16 protein-coding genes are annotated in these 18,853 nt (G+C 66.1%); 10 read left to right on the forward strand and 6 right to left on the reverse strand.

All coding sequences use genetic code 11. The features are described from left to right. Positions 1 to 146: 146 nt before the first annotated feature. Genes ACZ9C1_RS03365 through ACZ9C1_RS03375 form a run of 3 tightly spaced genes read left to right on the forward strand, consistent with a single transcriptional unit; the run spans position 147 to position 3,731 of the window. Positions 147 to 1,451, forward strand: coding sequence for an MFS transporter (locus ACZ9C1_RS03365; RefSeq protein ID WP_198754865.1), 1,305 nt, complete (start codon positions 147 to 149; stop codon positions 1,449 to 1,451). 16 nt (positions 1,452 to 1,467) lie between these two features. Further along, positions 1,468 to 2,709, forward strand: a complete 1,242-nt coding sequence (locus ACZ9C1_RS03370) for a Zn-dependent hydrolase (protein WP_102685411.1) — start codon at positions 1,468 to 1,470, stop codon at positions 2,707 to 2,709. Next, positions 2,709 to 3,731 carry a histone deacetylase family protein gene (locus ACZ9C1_RS03375; RefSeq protein ID WP_476253585.1) on the forward strand — a complete coding sequence of 341 codons (1,023 nt, stop codon included), beginning with the start codon at positions 2,709 to 2,711 and terminating at the stop codon, positions 3,729 to 3,731. Before ACZ9C1_RS03370 ends, ACZ9C1_RS03375 begins: the two co-directional genes overlap by 1 nt. Positions 3,732 to 3,815: 84 nt before the next feature. On the opposite strand, the gene ACZ9C1_RS03380 is transcribed toward ACZ9C1_RS03375, so the two are convergent. After that, entirely contained in the window at positions 3,816 to 5,240 is a 1,425-nt protein-coding gene (locus ACZ9C1_RS03380) for an aminotransferase-like domain-containing protein (protein WP_277503507.1), read from the reverse strand. A gap of 438 nt (positions 5,241 to 5,678) precedes the next feature. On the opposite strand from ACZ9C1_RS03380, the gene ACZ9C1_RS03385 reads away from it, so the two are divergent. Beyond that, a complete protein-coding gene (locus ACZ9C1_RS03385; protein WP_046856038.1) occupies positions 5,679 to 7,088 on the forward strand; it encodes an amino acid permease in 1,410 nt (469 codons plus the stop codon). A gap of 122 nt (positions 7,089 to 7,210) precedes the next feature. After that, positions 7,211 to 8,008 (forward strand): trans-aconitate 2-methyltransferase, encoded by a 798-nt coding sequence (gene tam, locus ACZ9C1_RS03390; protein ID WP_256659305.1) that lies wholly within the window; start codon positions 7,211 to 7,213, stop codon positions 8,006 to 8,008. On the opposite strand, the gene ACZ9C1_RS03395 is transcribed toward tam, so the two are convergent. Next, positions 7,985 to 8,359 (reverse strand): DUF2784 domain-containing protein, encoded by a 375-nt coding sequence (locus ACZ9C1_RS03395; RefSeq protein ID WP_476253586.1) that lies wholly within the window; start codon positions 8,357 to 8,359, stop codon positions 7,985 to 7,987. The genes tam and ACZ9C1_RS03395 overlap by 24 nt on opposite strands. A gap of 881 nt (positions 8,360 to 9,240) precedes the next feature. Next, positions 9,241 to 10,110 (reverse strand): LysR substrate-binding domain-containing protein, encoded by an 870-nt coding sequence (locus ACZ9C1_RS03400; RefSeq protein ID WP_139670143.1) that lies wholly within the window; start codon positions 10,108 to 10,110, stop codon positions 9,241 to 9,243. A 246-nt stretch (positions 10,111 to 10,356) separates the two neighbouring features. Here ACZ9C1_RS03400 and ACZ9C1_RS03405 point away from each other — a divergent pair, with 246 nt between their 5' ends. The 5 genes from ACZ9C1_RS03405 (at position 10,357) to ACZ9C1_RS03425 (ending at position 16,463) form a co-directional block, all read left to right on the forward strand. Continuing rightward, on the forward strand, positions 10,357 to 11,673 hold the full coding sequence (locus ACZ9C1_RS03405; RefSeq protein WP_110701583.1) for an MFS transporter: 1,317 nt from the start codon (positions 10,357 to 10,359) through the stop codon (positions 11,671 to 11,673). A 14-nt stretch (positions 11,674 to 11,687) separates the two neighbouring features. Continuing rightward, positions 11,688 to 13,079, forward strand: coding sequence for an FAD-dependent oxidoreductase (locus ACZ9C1_RS03410; protein ID WP_110701585.1), 1,392 nt, complete (start codon positions 11,688 to 11,690; stop codon positions 13,077 to 13,079). 105 nt (positions 13,080 to 13,184) lie between these two features. Then, positions 13,185 to 13,895, forward strand: coding sequence for a YebC/PmpR family DNA-binding transcriptional regulator (locus tag ACZ9C1_RS03415; protein WP_476253587.1), 711 nt, complete (start codon positions 13,185 to 13,187; stop codon positions 13,893 to 13,895). A gap of 126 nt (positions 13,896 to 14,021) precedes the next feature. Next, entirely contained in the window at positions 14,022 to 14,966 is a 945-nt protein-coding gene (locus ACZ9C1_RS03420) for a LysR family transcriptional regulator (protein ID WP_139670148.1), read from the forward strand. Positions 14,967 to 15,044: 78 nt separating this feature from the next. After that, positions 15,045 to 16,463 (forward strand): DOPA decarboxylase, encoded by a 1,419-nt coding sequence (locus ACZ9C1_RS03425; protein ID WP_476253588.1) that lies wholly within the window; start codon positions 15,045 to 15,047, stop codon positions 16,461 to 16,463. A gap of 22 nt (positions 16,464 to 16,485) precedes the next feature. On the opposite strand, the gene ACZ9C1_RS03430 is transcribed toward ACZ9C1_RS03425, so the two are convergent. The 3 genes from ACZ9C1_RS03430 to ACZ9C1_RS03440 all read right to left on the reverse strand — a co-directional run bounded on the left by ACZ9C1_RS03430 (position 16,486) and on the right by ACZ9C1_RS03440 (position 18,823). Continuing rightward, positions 16,486 to 17,097 carry a TetR family transcriptional regulator C-terminal domain-containing protein gene (locus tag ACZ9C1_RS03430; protein WP_476253589.1) on the reverse strand — a complete coding sequence of 204 codons (612 nt, stop codon included), beginning with the start codon at positions 17,095 to 17,097 and terminating at the stop codon, positions 16,486 to 16,488. Positions 17,098 to 17,197: 100 nt separating this feature from the next. Continuing rightward, positions 17,198 to 18,112, reverse strand: a complete 915-nt coding sequence (locus ACZ9C1_RS03435; protein ID WP_139670155.1) for a pyridoxal-phosphate dependent enzyme — start codon at positions 18,110 to 18,112, stop codon at positions 17,198 to 17,200. Between the two features lie 15 nt (positions 18,113 to 18,127). After that, positions 18,128 to 18,823, reverse strand: a complete 696-nt coding sequence (locus ACZ9C1_RS03440; protein WP_367856344.1) for a helix-turn-helix transcriptional regulator — start codon at positions 18,821 to 18,823, stop codon at positions 18,128 to 18,130. Between the last annotated feature and the right edge of the window lie 30 nt (positions 18,824 to 18,853).

Consider the following 18,853-nt stretch of genomic DNA (forward strand, 5'->3'; position numbering starts at 1 on the left):
TAATAAATAGAAAATTGAATTATAGGCGCCCGCGATGAATGATCTCCAGCAGTGCGGGCCTCTTCGCGGAGCCCGACCCAGGCGCCGCCAGAGCGCCACCGTGACCCGACAACTCCTGCCAGAAAAACAACCAAAGGAGCCACCCTATGAAGCCCGCCGCTTCGCCCCAACCGCGCCGTGCCGCCGCCGCCGCGTTCATCGGCACCATGATCGAGTGGTACGACTTCTACATCTATGCCACCGCCGCCGCGCTGGTGTTCGGTGCCTTGTTCTTCCCCTCGGACAACAGCCTGTTCAGCACCATGGCTGCTTTCGGCACCTTTGCCGTGGGCTTCTTCGCCCGGCCCTTGGGCGGCATCATCTTCGGCCATATCGGCGACCGTATCGGGCGCAAGAAATCGCTGATCATCACCTTGCTGATGATGGGTGTGGTCACCGTCGCCATTGGCCTGCTGCCGACCTACGCGCAGATCGGCGCCAGCGCGCCGGTGCTGCTGGTCCTGTTGCGCGTGGTCCAGGGCATCGCCGTGGGTGGCGAGTGGGGTGGGGCGGTGCTGATGGCCGGGGAGCATGCGCCCAAGGGCCGGCGCAACTTCTTCGCTTCGTTCGCCCAGCTGGGTAGCCCGGCAGGATTGATCCTGTCGCTGCTGGCTTTCAGCGCGGTCACCCGCCTGCCGGAAGAAGACCTGATGAGCTGGGGCTGGCGCGTGCCGTTCCTGGCCAGCGCGCTGTTGCTGCTGGTGGGCCTGGCAATCCGCCTGGGGGTCAACGAGTCGCCCGAGTTTCTCGCCAGCCGCGAGCAGGCCGAGCAGACCCGGCGCAAGGAGCAGGCACCAGTGCTGGAAGTGCTGCGCAGCGCCTGGCGGCCGCTGCTGCTGTGCATCGGCGCCAACACCCTGGGCATCGCCGGGGTCTATTTCACCAATACCTTCATGATCAGCTACACCACCCAGCAGTTGCACCTGGAGCGTTCGCTGATCCTCGAATGCCTGTTCTTCGTGGCGATCATCCAGTTCTGCGTGCAGCCGTTGGCGGCGTGGCTGTCGGAGCGGCTCGGCGCCACGCGCTTCCTGGCCCTGATGGCGCTGCTGGCGATGGCCTCGCCGTACCCGATGTTCGTGTTGGTGAGCAGCGGCGAAGGCCCGCTGATCGTGCTCGGCATCGCCCTGGCGGCGGCGTGCATGGCGTCGTTCTACGCAGTGATCGCAGGCTACGTCAGCGGCATGTTCGCCACCCGCGTGCGCTACACCGCCATCTCCCTGGCCTATCAGGTGTGTGGCGCCATCGCCGGTGGCCTGACCCCGCTGATCGGCACCTGGCTGGCCCACAGCTTCAGCGGCCAATGGTGGCCGATGGCGGTCTTCTACAGCTTGATCGCCTGCACTTCCCTGGTCTGCGTGCTGGCGCTGGCGCGCCGCTACGCCCTTGGCCGGCAGCTCGAGCTGGCCTGAATCTGGAGTATCCGCAATGTTGAAAAGCAATGGCGATCGCCTGTGGGCGAGCCTGATGGCCATGGCCGAGATCGGCGCCACCGCCCGTGGCGGCAGCTGCCGCCTGGCCCTGAGCGACGAGGACAAGGCCGGGCGTGAACTGTTCGGCCGCTGGTGCCGCGAGGCCGGGCTGAGCCTGAGCGTGGACGCCATCGGCAACCTGTTCGCCCGCCGCGAAGGCAGCGACCCGCATGCCGCGCCGGTGATGATGGGCAGCCACCTGGACACCCAGCCCGAAGGCGGGCGTTTCGACGGCGTCTACGGCGTGCTGGCCGGGCTGGAAGTGGTGCGCCGCCTGAACGACCTGGGTATCCGTACCCGCAAACCGCTGGAAGTCGCGGTGTGGACCAACGAGGAGGGCGCCCGCTTCACCCCGGCCATGTTCGGTTCGGCGGTGTTCACCGGCACCTTGCCGCTGGCCCAGGCCCTGGCGATCCGCGATGCCGACGGCATCAGCGTCGCCGATGAACTGGCGCGCACGGGTTATGCCGGCCAACGCCCGCTGGGCGGCAAGGTGGACGCCTATTTCGAAGCGCATATCGAGCAGGGCCCGATCCTCGAGGACAACGCCAGGAGCATCGGTGTGGTCAGCGGCGGCCAGGCGATCCGCTGGCTCGACGTGACTGTCGAGGGCATGGCCGCGCATGCCGGCACCACGCCGATGAAGTTGCGCAAGGACGCCTTGTACGGCGTGGCACGGATGATCCAGGCCATCGAACAGCTGGCCAGCGACTTCGCCCCCGAGGGCCTGACCACAGTGGGTGAGCTGAGCATCGCCAAGTCGTCGCGCAACACCATCCCCGGCCAGGTGCGCTTCACCCTCGACCTGCGCCACCACCGCGACGAGGCCATCGACGCCATGGAGCGCGATATCAGCCTGCAGTTGCAGGCCATCGCCGGCCAGCGTGGCCTGGCGGTGCGCATCGAGCGCCACTGGGTCAGCCCGGCCACGCCGTTCGACGCCGACTGCGTGGCCGCCGTGCAGCGGGCAGTGGATGGCCTGGGCTACAGCCAGCAGTCCATCGTCAGCGGCGCCGGCCATGATGCGATCCTGCTGGCACGCTACTGCCCCACGGCGATGGTGTTCATCCCCTGCGTTGGTGGGCTGAGCCACAACGAAGCCGAGGATGTGCTGCCCGAGGATGCCCGCCAGGGCGCCGATGTATTGCTCAACGCCGTGCTGGCCCGTGCCGGCCAGGTTGTCGAAGGAGAAGCCTGATGCGCTGCTATTTCCACCCTGAACAACTGCTCCACCACCCGCGCAGCTACTATTCGCGCGGCGCCATGCGCACCCCGCAGGAAGTCCCCGAGCGCGCCCAACGCCTGCTGCATTCCGCCAAGGACCTTGGCTTCGATATCCGCAAACCCGAGGATGCCGGCCTGGCACCGCTCAAGGCCGTGCATGGCGAGGCCTACCTCGCGTTCCTCGAAGAAGCCCATGCGCGCTGGAAGGAGGTGCCCGAGGATTGGGGCGACGAGGTGATGTCCAACATCTTCGTCCGCGAACCCAACGCCCTGCGCGGTATTCTTGCCCAGGCCGGGCGCTACCTGGCCGATGGCAGCTGCCCGGTGGGGGAGCACACCTGGCGTTCGGCCTACTGGTCGGCACAGAGCGCCGTCGCCGGGGCCCAGGCCATCCTTGATGGCGAACCCGCCGCCTATGCCCTGTGCCGTCCGCCGGGGCACCATGCCCGGTACGACGCTGCTGGTGGCTTCTGCTACCTCAATAACGCCGCCGTAGCAGCGCAGGTATTGCGTAGGCGCTACCAGCGCGTGGCGATCCTGGATACCGACATGCACCACGGGCAGGGCATCCAGGAGATTTTCTACGAGCGGGACGACGTGCTGTACGTCTCTGTGCACGGTGACCCGACCAATTTCTATCCTGGGGTAGCGGGCTTTGCCGACGAGCGCGGTAGTGGAGCAGGAGAGGGCTGCAATCTCAACCTGCCGATGGCCCACGGGGCGAGTGAAGCGGACTTCATGGCGCAGCTGGAGGTTGCGTTGCAAGCGCTGAAGGACTTCGACGCCGAGGTGCTGGTGCTTTCGCTGGGCTTCGATATCTACGAATTGGACCCGCAGAGCAAGGTGGCGGTGACTACCGAAGGGTTCGCCTGCCTGGGTGAACAGATTCGTGGGTTGCGTTTGCCGTGCCTGATCGTGCAGGAAGGCGGGTACCACCTGGAGAGCCTGGAGGCGAATGCGCGGGCATTCTTCGGCGAAGAGCGCGATTGGCGTTAAGCCTGTCGAGGGGCAAGCCCGCTTCCACAGGTTGTATCGCAACGGTGGGAGCGGGCTTGTCCCGCGATTACGTTGGTACGGGTATCACACCCCGCCCCGGCGTACATGCTTCACCAACACCTTCTCCAGCAACTCCCACATCGCCGGGTCGGTACTGAACGCCACGTTGAAGCGCATCCACCCGGTGGCCTTGGCATCGACCATGAACAACTGCCCGGGCCCGAGCATGATGCCTTTCTCCAGCGCATCGTCGAGCAGCGCGGCGCTGTCGGGGATGGCCGGATGGCGGGTCCAGATGTACATCCCCTCATCCGATTCGATGAACAGCTCGAAACCCAGCCGATGCAGGTGCCGGCCCACTTCCTGGTGCGCCTCGGCCAGGCGCTGGCGCAGGCGCTTGAGGTGCTTGCGCCAGCGGCCGTCGATGATCGCGGCGTACACCACCCGCTCCATCACCTGCGAGGTGGTCAGGCCCGAGCGCATCTTGAGGTGCAGCAGTTGCTGGGTCAGCTCGGGGTTGGCCAGCAGGTAGCCGACGCGCACGTTGGGCGAGATGCTTTTCGAATAGCTGCCCACGTACACCACCTGCTGCAGGTGGTCGAGGCTCGCCAGGCAGGGCTGCGGGTCGGCGATCATGTCGGCGTAGAGGTTGTTCTCCACCAGGCGGAAACCATGCTGGCTGGCCAACTGCAACAGGCGGTGCAGCTGCGCCAGCGGGGTGCGCGAGCAGGTCGGGCTGTGCAGGTGCGGCTGGGTGAAGAAGGCCGTGGGGCGGTGGTGGGCCAGTAGGCGCTCGAGCTGGTCGAGGTCGTAGCCGGCCGGGGTGCGCGGCACGCCCACCAGGGTGGCGCCCTGGGTGCGCAGGATGCTCATCAGGTTGGGGTAGCCGGGGTCGTCCACCAGCACCACGTCGCCGGGGCGCACCAGGGTGCGCACGGCCAGGTCCAGGGCCTGGCTGGCACCGTGGGTGAGCATGAGTTGCGCCGGGTTGGCGACGATCGACAGTTCCTGCTGCAGGTTCTGCGCAGTCAATGCGCGCAATTCCGGCAGGCCCATGGGGTCGCCGTAGCCGGACAGCTCCAGCGGGCTGCCGGCGACCTGGCGCAGGCCACGGCGCAAGCCTTCTTCGTACATCCAGTCGTTGGGCAGCCAGCCGCAACCCGGTTTGAACGGCAGCTGGCGGATCTCGAAGATCTGCTGCAGGTACCATTCCGAGTTGAACGTGGGGCGGCTGGTATCGGCCTCGACGGAGTGCTTGTCCAGCAGATCGTTGGCCGCACGATTGACGAAGAACCCCGCATTGCCCTTGCTCACCAGCAACCCCTGGGCCACCAGGCGGTCGTAGGCCTCGACCACGGTGAAGGTGCTCACCGAGTAGGTCGAGGCGAACGCCCGGATCGACGGGACCTTCGCCCCGGGCTTGAGGGTCTGGTCGTCGATCAGCGCGCGCAAGCCGTCGATGATCTGGTTGACCAGCGGGGTGGAGGAGTCCGGATGTAGCTGGAGCATTCGGGGGCCTTCAGGTGTGCGGGACGCCAGGCGCCTGCGGGGCACAGCGGGTGTATTGCATCGGCGGCCTGTACAGTGCAGTGCGTTTTTCATGCCGCTGTGCATGGCTCAATGTGTTCGACATTTTTACATTACGTGTCAGATATAGCCAACACAGCACATGACAGCGCCATGAATAATCACAACATCGCTGCTTTACCGTCGAGGTCCGCCTCGCACCTTCTTCCCGCGTGGCCGGACGCTGCTCGTCCGTCCCCAGCATGGTTCAGTTCGTCCAGAGGGTCGCCTCTGGCCGCGTAAGCAGGCCGCCACGGATGGCCTGCGTGTGCTCGCGCACACCTCCCTGCCCGCAGTAGCACTGATGTACAGGTGAGACCGATAACCATCGGGGTTTCACAGTTTTTCCTTGGATAAAAAGAAGCACGGGGTAAATAACTGATGGACGCAACATCCACATCCACCACCGCGAAGGATGGGCACGAGAGCAAGCTCAGTGCCTCGCTCAAGTCGCGCCACCTGACGATGATGTCCATCGCCGGGGTGATCGGCGGCGCCTTGTTCGTCGGTTCCGGCAGCGTGATCCACAGCGCCGGCCCGGCCGCTGTCCTGGCTTACCTGGCCGGCGGCATCCTGGTGGTGCTGATCATGCGCATGCTGGGTGAAATGGCGACTTCCTCGCCGGACACCGGCTCGTTCTCCACCTACGCCGACCGCGCCATTGGCCGTTGGGCCGGTTTCACCATCGGCTGGCTGTACTGGTGGTACTGGGTGATCCTCATGGCCTGGGAGGCCTACGTGGCGGGCAAGATCCTGCACGGCTTCTTCCCGGACGTGAGCGTCAACGTGTTCGTGCTGGCCACGACCCTGCTGCTGATCACCGTCAACTTCTTCAACGTCAAGCACTACGGCGAGTTCGAGTTCTGGTTCGCGCTGATCAAGGTGGTGGCGATCGTCTGCTTCCTGGTGGTGTGCACCGCCGCGGTGATGAACGTCTGGCAGTTCGGCGAGGTGCGCGGCATCAGCCACCTGACCGCCGAAGGCTTCATGCCCAACGGCATCACCACGGTGATCGGCGCCTTGCTGGGGGTGATGTTCGCCTTCCTCGGCGCCGAGATCGTCACCATCGCCGCCTCCGAAGCGAAGGACCCGGCCACCCAGATCGTCAAGGCGACCAACTCGGTGGTCTGGCGGGTGTGCCTGTTCTATGTCGGCTCGATCTTCCTGATCGTCTGCCTGGTGCCGTGGAACGACCCGCACCTGGGCGTCTCCGGTTATGGCGCCTACCGACGCACCCTCGAGCTGCTGGGCGTGCCCTATGCCGAGCTGCTGATGAACTTCGTGGTGCTGACCTCGGTGAGCAGCTGCCTGATCTCCGGCCACTACACGGCTTCGCGCATGCTGTTCTCCCTGGCCCAGCGTGGCGACGCGCCGCGTCTGTTCAAGTTCACCCGTACCGGCACCGGCGTACCGGTGAACGCGATCATCGGCTCGTGCCTGGTGGCGGTGTTCTGCGCGCTGATCAACTTCAGCGACACCCTGCGCCCGAAAGACGTGCTGGAAACCCTGATGAACACAACCGGCATGATCGCCCTGCTGGTGTACCTGGTGATCGCCTTCTCGCAGCTGCGCATGCGCCGCAAGCTGGTGGCCGAGGGCAAGGAAGTGCGCCTGAAGATGTGGTTGTTCCCGTGGCTGACCTACCTGGTGATCGTGTTCATCGTGGCGGCGCTGGTGACCATGGCCTTCATGCCTGACTACCAGATCCTGGTGATCTCCACCGGTATCGCTGCGGCGATCGTGGTGGCCATGGGCGTGGTGCACCAGATGCGTACCGCCAAGCGTCACTGACTGCGGTAGCGCCGCGCGCAACGGCCGGTACCCGTCAAGGGACCGGCCGTTTCCGTTTTCGCCTGCGCCAATCGGATCATCCCTACGCTGTGGGGTGCCGACATGGCTTATGCTGCACGCAATTGCCCTACAAGGAGTGTCCCATGTCCTGGTCCGCCACCCAGTATTCGCTGTTCGAAGACGAACGCACTCGCGCCGTACGCGACCTGCTTGCCGCCGTGCCGACGCGCCCGGTGCGCCACGCCACCGACCTTGGCTGCGGTCCGGGCAACTCCACCGAAGTGTTGCTGCAACGTTGCCCCGATGCGCAGGTCGTCGCCCTGGACAGCGATCCGGACATGGTCGACAAGGCCCGGCAGCGGCCACGGTTGAGTATTCCACGGGTGCGTTGCGAGATTGGCGAGATCGCCGGCTGGGCGGCCCAGGTGCCCCAGGACCTGATTCTTGCCAACGCTTCGCTGCAGTGGGTGCCGGACCATGCCAGCCTCTATCCGCATCTGGTACGGCAGCTGAACGAAGGTGCGAGCCTGGCCGTGCAGACGCCGGACAACCTCGACGAGCCGGCTCATCGCCGCTTGCGCGAGATAGCCAGCCAAGGACCTTGGGCTGACAAGTTCGCTGACTTCAGTCTGCCGCCGCGGCACAACGCAGGTTTCTATTACGACCTGCTCAGCCCTTTGTGCGCGCGGGTGGATGTGTGGCGCACCACCTATCACCACCCCTTGATCGGTGGCGCCGAGGCGGTGGTGGAGTGGTTCAAGGGATCGGCGTTGCGGCCTTACCTGGCGCGGCTGGATGAGCAGGAGCAGGCGGGTTTTCTGCAGTTGTACCTGCAGGCCATGCAACATGACTACCCGGCGGCCAGCGACGGTCGGGTGTTGTTGCCGTTCCCGCGGCTATTTGTGGTGGCCACGCGTTAGGCGCCAGAGCACCCAGGCATAGATGCCGAGGTTGAGCGCCAGCACCATGGTGCCCAGCCACAGCTGGATCTGTGGGGTCAGGCCGGCGGGGTAGATCACGGGCCAGATGTAGTGTTCGACGAAACCGCCGTGGTAGCCGGCGTCGCCGGCGGCTTTACGCAGGTGGTTTTCCCAGTCGGTCAGAGGGCACTCCAGGTGCAGGCCTTCCACGGCCAGGCCCCAGGCGAGGGCGGGGAGGTGGATCAGCAGGGCGCGGCGGCGCCAGAGCACCAGCAGGCCGCCGAACAGGACCAGCAGGATGAACGAGAGGTGGAACAGGACCAGGGTGTCGGCGGCCAGGCGGTGGAGCATGGTGGGTGGGGCCTTGCTGGGGGAGATGGGTTAGTTTGTCATGGTTTTTTGGTTTTTCGTTTCTAAGTTTGGTTAATTGTTTTGATAGTTGTATGCGCATTCATATGCGATGTCGACGCTTATTCACCTTTCCGCCCTTACGGCGGGTTACTTTGGTCTTGGCCAAAGTAACCAAAGCCGCTCGCTCCATTCATACGGCCCCTGCGCTTCGCTCCGGGGTTCCCTCACTCCGGTCTTGCTCCCGGGAGGACCGCGCTGAACGCCCCATCCTGGGGCGCAGCGCTTGACGGGCATCCATGCCCGTCACCTCCCTTCGCAAGTCCTGCGTTCGGCCTCCTGAAGTCGCGAAGTTACGGGCGGCGCCTGCACTAACGCGGCTAGTCGCTAGTTGCCATCGTGGGAGCTCTAGATCAACATCGCGGGGCAAGCCCGCTCCCACGATAGTTTGATTATGTCATTCAACGTGGGAGCGGGCTTGACCCGCGATGGCGTAATGAAGAACAACATATCATCCACTAATAAACCAAGATATCTGCACTTGATCTGCACTTGATCTTGCTTCTAAGCGCGCGATAGTTCAGGCGACACAAATTGCGACTTCAGGAGGCCGAGCGCAGGGCTTGCGCAGGGAGGTGACGGGCATGGATGCCCGTCAAGCGCCGATCAGGCCATGGATGGCCCGTCGGCGCGTCCTCCCGGAGCAAGCCCGGAGCGAGGGAACCCCGGAGCGAAGCGCAGGGGCCGTATGAACGGAGCCGAACGGTTTTGCCTACTTTGGCCAAGACCAAAGTAGGCCGCCGTAAGGGCGGAAAGGTGACTAAATGTCAGCATCGTCTACGAATGCGCATACAAATCCCAAAACAATCACCCAGGCCCAGACCCTAACCCCCCTCCAAAACCATCTCCAAAAACGTAGCCACCACCCGCCGCATCCGCTGTTCCTGCAAACACACCAACGTCTCCGTCAAATGCCGCTGACAATCCACAATCGGCAAAGCACAAACCCTCGCATCGGCCCCGAATTCAGCCGCGGACACCACCCCCACACCAATCCCCACGACCACCGCCTCCCGCGCCGCCTCCCGCCCTTCGACCTGGATCGCCGACCGAATCCGCAACCCCGCCCGCTGCATCTCCTCCTCCAGCGTTTGCCGCGTCACCGACCCCGGCTCACGCAGCACCAGCGGCGTATCGTCCAGGTCTGCCAGGCTGATCTGCCCACGGCTGGCCCAGGGATGCTGGTGCGAGACGAACGCCACCATCGGGTCGCGCCGCATCGGCACGCAGAACAGCCGCTCGTCATCGACATCGCGCCCGAGCAGGGCCAGGTCGGCCTGGTAGCTGAACAACCGCGCCAGCGACTCATCGGTGTTGCCGGTCTCGATCTTCACCTGGATCCCCGGATAGCGCTGGCAGAACCGGGCAATCTGCGGCAGCACATGCACTGGCGCGTCCACCGCCAGGGTCAGGCTACCGGTGTGCAGGGCGCGTGAGTCTTGCAATAGCTCCTGGGCCTCGGCCTCGCAGGCGAACAGGCGCTGGGTGACGCCGAGCAGGCGCTCGCCCAGGTCGGTCAACTGCACCGAGCGTTTGTTGCGGTGAAACAGCAAAACGCCAAAGCGCTCCTCCAGTTTGCGCACCTGGTCGGACACCGCCGGCTGGGTGAGAAACAGCTTTTGCGCCGCGCGGGTAAAGCTGCCTTGCTCGGCAACCGCGTGGAAGGCCTTGAGTTGAGCGTGGGAAACCGACATCGAACACTCCGCTTACAAGCTGGGCTTATGTGTGAAATACGATAAATCGATTTTATTTATCAGTCAGCAGCTGTTTCCATGTGTTTCAACCCGACGCCTCTGCCACGAGCAGCGGCATGTCGGCCATGGCGGCACCACCGCCATCTGACCAGGTGACGTCCCTCCGTCACGCAGTGCGCAACACAACAACAAGACAGGCGTTTCCTCACATTCTGCCGGCACACTCAAACAAGAGGTCAGAGTCAAATGAACCAATCCCTGGGCGCCATCAAGCGCTGGCGCGTGCAGATTTTCGCGATCACCTGGCTGGCCTATGCCGCCTTCTACTTCACCCGCAAGGCCTTCTCGGTGGCCAAGCTCGGCATCGGCGAAGACCCGACCTTCATGCTGGACAAGGCCGCCATGGCCAACCTCGACGCCATCTACCTGGCCGCTTACGCCGTGGGCCAGTTCACCTGGGGCATGCTCGCCGATCGCTTCGGGCCGCGCGTGGTGGTGCTCGGCGGGCTGCTGATCTCGTCGGCCGCCGCGGTGGTGATGGGCAGTTACGCAACCTTCCCGATCTTCGCTACCTGCATGCTGGTCCAAGGGCTGGCGCAGTCCACCGGCTGGGCGGGCTTGTGCAAGAACATCGGCAGTTTCTTCCCGGCGTCCCAGCGCGGACGGGTACTGGGGCTGTGGAGTTCGTGCTACGCCTTCGGTGGCCTGGTGGCCTCGCCGTTCGCCGGCTGGTGGGCCTACACCCTGGTCGGCACCTGGCACGCGGCATTCTTCTCCAGTGCCGTGGTGGTGGCCGTGGTGGCGGTGCTGTTCTTCATCTTCCAGCGCAACAAGCCCGAGGACGTCGGCCTGCCGGCGGTGGAGCCCGAGCCACAGAGCATGGCCCCAGGGGCGAACCTGTGCAGCGTGTGGGCGCCATTGCGCGAGATCCTGCGCAACCGCACGGTGCTGACCCTGGGCCTGGCCTACTTCATGCTCAAGCCGGCGCGCTACGCCATCCTGCTGTGGGGGCCGGTGATCGTCTTCGAGCAGATGCCCTCGGTTGGCAAGGTCGGCGCGGCGATCATCCCCACGGCGTTCGAGCTGGCCGGGCTGCTCGGGCCGATCCTCATCGGCCTGGCCTCGGACAAGCTGTTCGGTGCCCGGCGCATGCCGGCCTGCGTGATCAGCCTGGTGCTGCTGACCCTGACCCTGGCCGGCTTCATGGCGGCGATGCACAGCGGCAGCGTGGCGCTGGTGGTGGCCTTGCTGTTCGTCATGGGCCTGACCCTCTACGGCCCGGACTCGATGATCAGCGGCGCCGCGGCCATCGACTTCGGCACGGCCAAGGCCGGCGCCACCGCGGCTGGTTTCGTCAACGGCTGCGGCTCGGTGGGCGCGGTGCTTGGCGGCTTGCTGCCGGGCTACTTCGACAGCGTCACGGTATTCATCGTCTTCGCCGGCACCGCGCTGTTCTCCGCCCTGGTGCTGCTGCCGCACTGGAACAGCCGGCCGGCGACGGCACCCCAGGCCACCGACGTGGCCCCCAATACCGGCATGGCGATCAAGCCACTGCGTACCTAGAGGAAAGCGAGCAGATGAGACCCTTCTGGCTGCAACAGGCCCTGGACCAGGAAGACGAGGCCCTGTGCCCGCCGCTCGCCGGCGATGCGCGCTGCGACGTGTGCATCGTCGGCGGTGGCTACACCGGGTTGTGGACTGCCTTGATGATCAAGGAACAGGCGCCGCAGCTGGAGGTGCTGCTGATCGAGGCCGACATCTGCGGCGCCGGGGCCAGCGGGCGCAACGGTGGCTGCGCGCTGTCCTGGTCGGCCAAGTACTTCACCCTCGAACGGTTGTTCGGGGTGGCCGAGGCGGTGCGTCTGGTGGGCGAGTCCGAACGCAGCATCGGCGCCATCGGCGAGTTCTGCGCGGCCAATGGCATCCGCTGCGACTTCCGCATGGACGGCACGCTCTACACCGCCACCAACCAGGCCCAGCTCGGCGGCACCGATGCGGTGATCGCCGCGCTGGAGCGCCACGGCATCAACTCGTTCCAGCGCCTGGCGCTGGAACAGGTGCAGCGCCTGGCCGGCTCCCAGCGGCATCTGGAGGGCTGGTACTCGCCGGCCGCGGCCACGGTACAGCCGGGGCGTCTGGTGCGCGGCTTGCGCCGGGTAGCCTTGCAGCGTGGCGTGCGCATTCACGAAGGCACGGCGATGACCGGCCTGGAGCATGGCGCGCCGGCACAGGTGCGCACCCGGGCCGGCACCATCCGCGCCGACCGCGTGGTGTTGGGCCTCAATGCCTGGATGGCGCGGGCTTTCCCGCAGTTCGAGCGCAGCGTGGCGATCGTCTCCAGCGACATGGTGATCACCGAGCCGTGCCCCGAGCTGCTGCGTCAGATCGGCCTGGACAGCGGCGTCAGCGTGCTCGACTCGCGGATCTTCGTGCACTACTACCACAACACCTCCGACGGTCGGCTGATGCTCGGCAAGGGCGGCAATACCTTTGCCTACGGCGGGCGCATGCTGCCGGTGTTCGACCAGCCGTCGCCGTATCAACCGTTGCTGCGTGACAGCCTGGCCGAGTTCTTCCCGGCGCTGGCCGAGGTGCCGTTGGCGGCGAGCTGGAACGGGCCGTCGGACCGCTCGGTGACCGGCCTGCCGTTCTTTGGCCGGCTCGATGGGCAGGGCAACGTGTTCTATGGCTTCGGCTATTCAGGCAGCGGGGTGGGGCCGTGTCACATGGGCGGGCAGATCCTCTCGTCGCTGACCTTGGGGCTGGACAACGCCTGGACCCGCTCGCCGCTGGTCAAGGGTCCGCTGGGGCGTTTCCCGCCGGAGCCGGTGCGCTACCTGGGGTCGCTGATGGTGCGCAACGCCATTCGCCGCAAGGAGCGCGCCGAAGACCGCGGCTTGCGTCCACGCGGGCTGGATGTGCGCCTGGCGAAGTTCGCGGCGGCGGCGGGGAAGGCCGACAAGGGCTGAAGCTGATGCGATTTCTTGTCGAACCCGGTGCGCAGGGCGTATAAACTCTCCCCACTTTTTGGCCGGTCGCTTCCTGAACCGGCCGCTGAAACAAAGAGAGTCGATATGGGCGCACAGTGGAAAGCCAAGCATAGAGAAACGGCGGCCAACGCCAAGGGCAAGATCATGGGCAAGCTGGCCAAGGAGATCCAGATCGCCGCCAAGTCCGGCGCTGACCCGGACATGAACCCGCGCCTGCGCCTGGCCATCGTCCAGGCCAAGAAAGCCTCGATGACCCGTGAGACCCTGGAGCGCGCGATCAAGAAGGGCGCAGGTCTGGACGGCGAGGCCGTGCAGTACCATGCCGTCAGCTATGAAGGCTTCGCGCCGCACCAGGTGCCGCTGATCGTCGAGTGCCTGACCGACAACGTCAACCGCACCGTGGCGCAGATCCGCGTCCTGTTCCGCAAGGGCCAGCTGGGTGCCAGCGGCTCGGTGGCCTGGGACTTCAACCACGTCGGCCTGATCGAGGCGACCCCGGAAGGCGACGCCGACCCGGAAATGGCAGCCATCGAAGCCGGTGCCCAGGACTTCGAGGACGGCGAGGAAGAGGGTTCGACCCTGTTCATCACCGACACCACTGACCTGGATGCCGTGCAGAAGGCCCTGCCCGTGCATGGCTTCACCGTCACCTCGGCGAAGATCGGCTACACCCCGAAAAACCCGGTGAGTGCGGCCAGCCTGAGCGCCGAAGCCCTGGCCGAGGTCGAGGCCTTCCTCGAGGCTATCGACGAGAACGAAGACGTGCAGAACGTCTATGTCGGCCTGACTGACTGATTTGTGCTTCAGGGGCCGCTCTGCGGCCCAATCGCCGGCAAGCCGGCTCCCACAGGGTTGCGCAGATGCCTGTGGGAGCCGGCTTGCCGGCGATGAGGCCTTTAGACTCACCCAAGGGGAGCTTGCATGAACCCCACCTTCGCCTCCCTCAGCCTCGCCCACCTGCGCACCCTCGACTGCCTCCTGCAGCTGAAGAACCTCAGCCACGCCGCCGAGCGCCTGGGCTGCAGCCAATCGGCGCTGAGCCGCCAGCTGGCCAGCCTGCGCGAGGCTTTCGACGACCCGCTGCTGGTGCGCCAGGGGCGTGGCTATGTGCTCAGCGAACACGCCGAAACGCTGGTCGAGCCATTGCGCCAGGTACTGGACGAGCTCAACGCACTGCGCCAGCCCGCAGCGTTCGACCCGGCGCGCTGCGAACGGCGCTTCTGCCTGGCGGCATCGGACTACGTGGCTGAACATATGCTGCCGCAGCTGGTGAAAGCGTTGGAGCAGGAGGCGCCAGGGGTATCACTGGAGTACCGCACTTGGCAGGCCGGGCAGTACGCCTTGCTCGCCAGCGGCGAGATCGACCTGGCCACCACGCTGTTCGATGAGTCGCCACCCAACCTGCACGGTCGGCTGCTGGGCGAGGATCGGGCGGTGTGCCTGATGCGCCATGACCATCCGCTGAGCGCCCGCGCCGAACTGAGCCAGGATGACTACCTGGCCTTCAAGCACGTGCGGGTGTCCGGTGGCGGCGACAAGGACAGTTTCATCGACCGCCATCTGCGTGCCCAGGGGCTGCAACGGCGCGTCAGCCTGGAGGTGCCGTTCTTCAGCGCGATGGTCCAGGTGGTCGGCAACGGCCAGGCGCTGGCCACGGTGCCCGAGCATATCGCCCGGCAACTGGCGCGGTTGCATGGGCTGAGCTGGCGGCCGATGGGCTTTGTCGAGCACACCCAGCGTTACTGGGTGGTATGGCATCAGCGTCTGCAGGCCTCGGCCGAACATCGCTGGCTGCGTAACCGGGTGTTCGAGGTGTGGCGCCAGTCGCAGTTCGGCGTGCAGGGTGGGCATGCGCCTTTGCCATAGCAGCTATGCGTGAAGCGGGGTTATTCGGCGGGTGATGGAGGCCTAGACTGCGAGGCATTGTCAGCCAGGAGACCGCCCATGACCCCCGAACAATTCCGCCAGTACGGCCACCAACTGATCGACCTGATCGCCGATTATCGCCAGACCGTCGGCGAACGCCCGGTCATGGCCCAGGTCGAACCCGGCTACCTCAAGGCCGCGCTGCCCCAGGGCGCGCCGCAGCAAGGCGAGCCGTTCGAGGCGATCCTCGCCGACGTCGACAAGCTGGTGATGCCCGGCCTGTCCCACTGGCAGCACCCGGATTTCTACGGCTACTTCCCCTCCAACGGCACCCTGTCGTCGGTGCTCGGCGACTTCCTCAGCACCGGCCTGGGCGTGCTCGGCCTGTCGTGGCAGTCCAGCCCGGCCCTCAGCGAACTGGAGGAAACCACCCTCGACTGGCTGCGTCAGCTGCTGGGCCTGAGCGGGCAATGGAGCGGGGTGATCCAGGACACCGCCTCGACCAGTACCCTGGTGGCGCTGATCTGCGCCCGCGAGCGTGCCACCGACCATGCCCAGGTGCGCGGCGGCCTGCAGGCCCAGGGCAAGCCCCTGGTGGTCTACGTCAGCGCCCATGCCCACAGCTCGGTGGACAAGGCCGCGCTGCTGGCCGGATTCGGCCGTGAAAACATTCGCCTGATCCCTACCGACGCGCACTACGCCATGCGCCCGGAGGCGCTGCGCGAAGCCATCGCCCAGGACCTCGCCGCCGGCAACCAGCCTTGCGCCGTGGTTGCCACCACCGGCACCACCACCACCACCGCGCTGGACCCGCTGCGCCCGATCGGCGAGATCGCCCAGGCCAACCAGCTGTGGCTGCACGTGGACTCGGCCATGGCCGGTTCGGCGATGATCCTCCCGGAATGCCGCTGGATGTGGGACGGCATCGAGCTGGCCGACTCGGTGGTGGTCAATGCCCACAAGTGGCTGGGCGTGGCCTTCGATTGCTCGATCTACTATGTGCGTGACCCGCAGCACCTGATCCGGGTGATGAGCACCAACCCCAGCTACCTGCAGTCGGCGGTCGATGGCGAGGTGAAGAACCTGCGCGACTGGGGCATTCCCCTGGGGCGTCGGTTCCGCGCCTTGAAACTGTGGTTCATGCTGCGCAGCGAAGGTGTCGAGGCCCTGCAGCAACGCCTGCGGCGTGACCTGGAAAACGCGCAGTGGCTGGCCGCGCAGGTGGAGGGGGCGCCCGCGTGGGAGGTATTGGCGCCGGTGCAGTTGCAGACCTTGTGCATCCGCCATTGCCCGACAGGTCTCGAGGGCGAGGCGCTGGATGCCCACACCCGCGCCTGGGCCGAGCGCCTCAACGCCTCGGGTGATGCCTATGTGACCCCGGCGACCCTGGACGGGCGCTGGATGGTACGGGTCTCGGTGGGGGCGCTGCCCACCGAGCGCGAGCATGTCGAGCGGCTGTGGGCGCGGTTGCAGGGGGGGGTAGCTGAACAAGCCTGAAGCTATCGCTATAATCTTTACGCTATAGCGAATGGGCAAAAAAGGGCGTGGGGCGCAGGCCACGCAAGAGCAGCTCGGCCTGGGCCTGGGTCGAGGCGCGGGATGGCTTGATCTGCGCTGAGCTGCCGGGGGCCATGCCGAAGCGGAAGGTCGCCAGGGACGTAGACCACAGGTACAGCAGCAGGTGCTCGGGCGTGGTCCGCACGATCAGCCCGCGCTCCATCCACTGCGCCAGGCAGGCCAGCGTCTGCCTGGCACTGCCGCGCAGCAGCTCGGCGCGTTCACCGGGCAGTTGCCGGGCGCCATGCAGCATTTCCTTGAGCCAGACGCGCACCGCGCCGGGGTGTTGGCGTGCCACCTCGGCCTTGGCCTTGAAGTAGCGGGGCAGGGCCTGTTCGGGGTGAGCCTCCGGCACCAGGCTGCGCGAGGCGCGCAGCAAGGGTTCCATCACCAGGTCGAGCACTGCGGTGTAGAGCAGGCGTTTGTTGCGGAAGTAGTAGAACACGTTGGCCCTGGGCAGCCCGGCGCGGGCGGCGATAGCGTCGACCCGGGCGGCGGCGAAACCATGGTGGGCGAATTCCTCGCTGGCGGCGGCGAGGATCAGTTGCAGGTTGCGATCACGGATACTGGGCATGGCAAACACGTACTTCTGAATCGATATGTTCAAAAGTATATAGCGGTAACGTGTTCGCCGACAGCTGCCCAGGCTCGTGTTCAAGCGAGCCTGTGTCGGATCAGCAGGCTTCGCGCCAGGCGCGGATCTGCTCCAGTGTTGCGGTGGCGCCACCGCAGACGATCACCAGGACATTGCCAAAGGCCGCCACTGCGTCGGGGTGTTCGAGCAAGGCCAGCGCCGCGCCGCAGGCCGGCTCCACCAGCAGGCGGTGATCGCGCAGCAGGCGTTCGCAGGCGTCGAGCGCCTCGCGATCACTCACCAGGTGGCTGACCACCGGGTGCTGGCGGGTGCAGGCCAGCGCCTGTTCGGCCACCCGCTTGGCCCCCAGTGAAGTGGCTACCGAGGTGATCCCCGGCAGTTCCACGGTGTGCCCGGCAGCCATGGCCGCGTGCATCGACGCCGCGCCTTCGGTTTCCACGGCCAGCACCGGCACATCCTGCCAGCCATTGCGCTGCAACCCTTCGACCACGCCGCGCAGCAGGCCGCCGCCGCCGACCGACAGCACCACCGCATCCGGCTTGCAGCCGGCCTGGGCCACTTCATCGATCATGCTGGCGTGGCCGGTCCACAGCAGCGGGTCGTCGAACGGGTGGATGAAGGCGTCACCCGCGCCCAGCAGGGTCTGCGCGTGCTCGTTGGCTTCCTGCCAGGAGCTGCCGCGCACCACCACGCTGGCGTCTTCCAGGCGCAGCAGTTCCTTGGCCCGTTCGGTGGTGGTCTCGGGCACCACCACGGTCACCGGCACGCCGAGCTTGCGGCCGGCGTAGGCCACCGCCAGCCCGGCATTGCCGCCGGATGAGGAGACGAAGTGACGGGCGCCGCGAGCATGGTGCACCTCGCAGGCGTGGCCGACGCCGCGCAGTTTGAACGAGCCACAGGGTTGCAGGGCTTCGAGCTTGAGCCACACCGGGCGGCCGGCGCTCAGCGACAGCGGACGGGATTCGATCAGTGGGGTAGGGATATGCAAGGGCATGGTGGGCTCCGTGGCTCAGTCGCGGGCAGCCGCGGCGGGCTCGCCGCGCAGCTGTTCCAGGTAGTTGTAGACGGTGTAGCGGGTCACGCCGAGGGCCTCGGCGGCTTTCTCGACGCCGCCCTTGACGATGAACAGGCCGCGCTCCTGCATCACGCGCACGGCTTCGACCTTGGCCTGCTTCGTCATCCGTCCCTGGCCGCTGCGCTGCAGCGCGTCCTGGATGATCCCGGCCATCAACGCGGTCATGTCCGCTGGCTCGTCGCCTGGCACCGTCGCCGGTGTGGCGCCCAGCGGCTGCAAGTGCCGCAGGAACGCCATGGCGGCGTCCAGGCCGGTGACGTCGGTGTTCACGCACAGGCTGGCGAAGGGCTGTCCGGTGCTGTCACGGTAGATCGCCGTGGCGCTGCGCAGGCTGCGCCCCTTGAGGGTGGTGGGGTAGTCGGGCAGTACCACAGGGTCGCAGCCTTGCTGGTCGGCGGCGGCCTGCATCAAGGCCTTGAACCCTTGATCCTGTTCGGGAGCGGCGAGTATCGGGCTGCCGACCTGGCGGCCGGAGAGCTCGCCATTGACGATCGCCACCACCGAGCGTTCCGGGTGTTCGAGGTCGTGCAGAAGGATTTCCACATTACGCGGGACGACGCTGCCCAGCGCCTGCAGGGCGGTCTTGAGCACGTTCAGGGTGAGCTGGCGTTCGTGGGCGAGGGTGAGCATGGTCGGCACCAGATTCAATATTGTGTTGAA

It is taken from the genome of Pseudomonas sp. TE21435 (assembly GCF_056279265.1).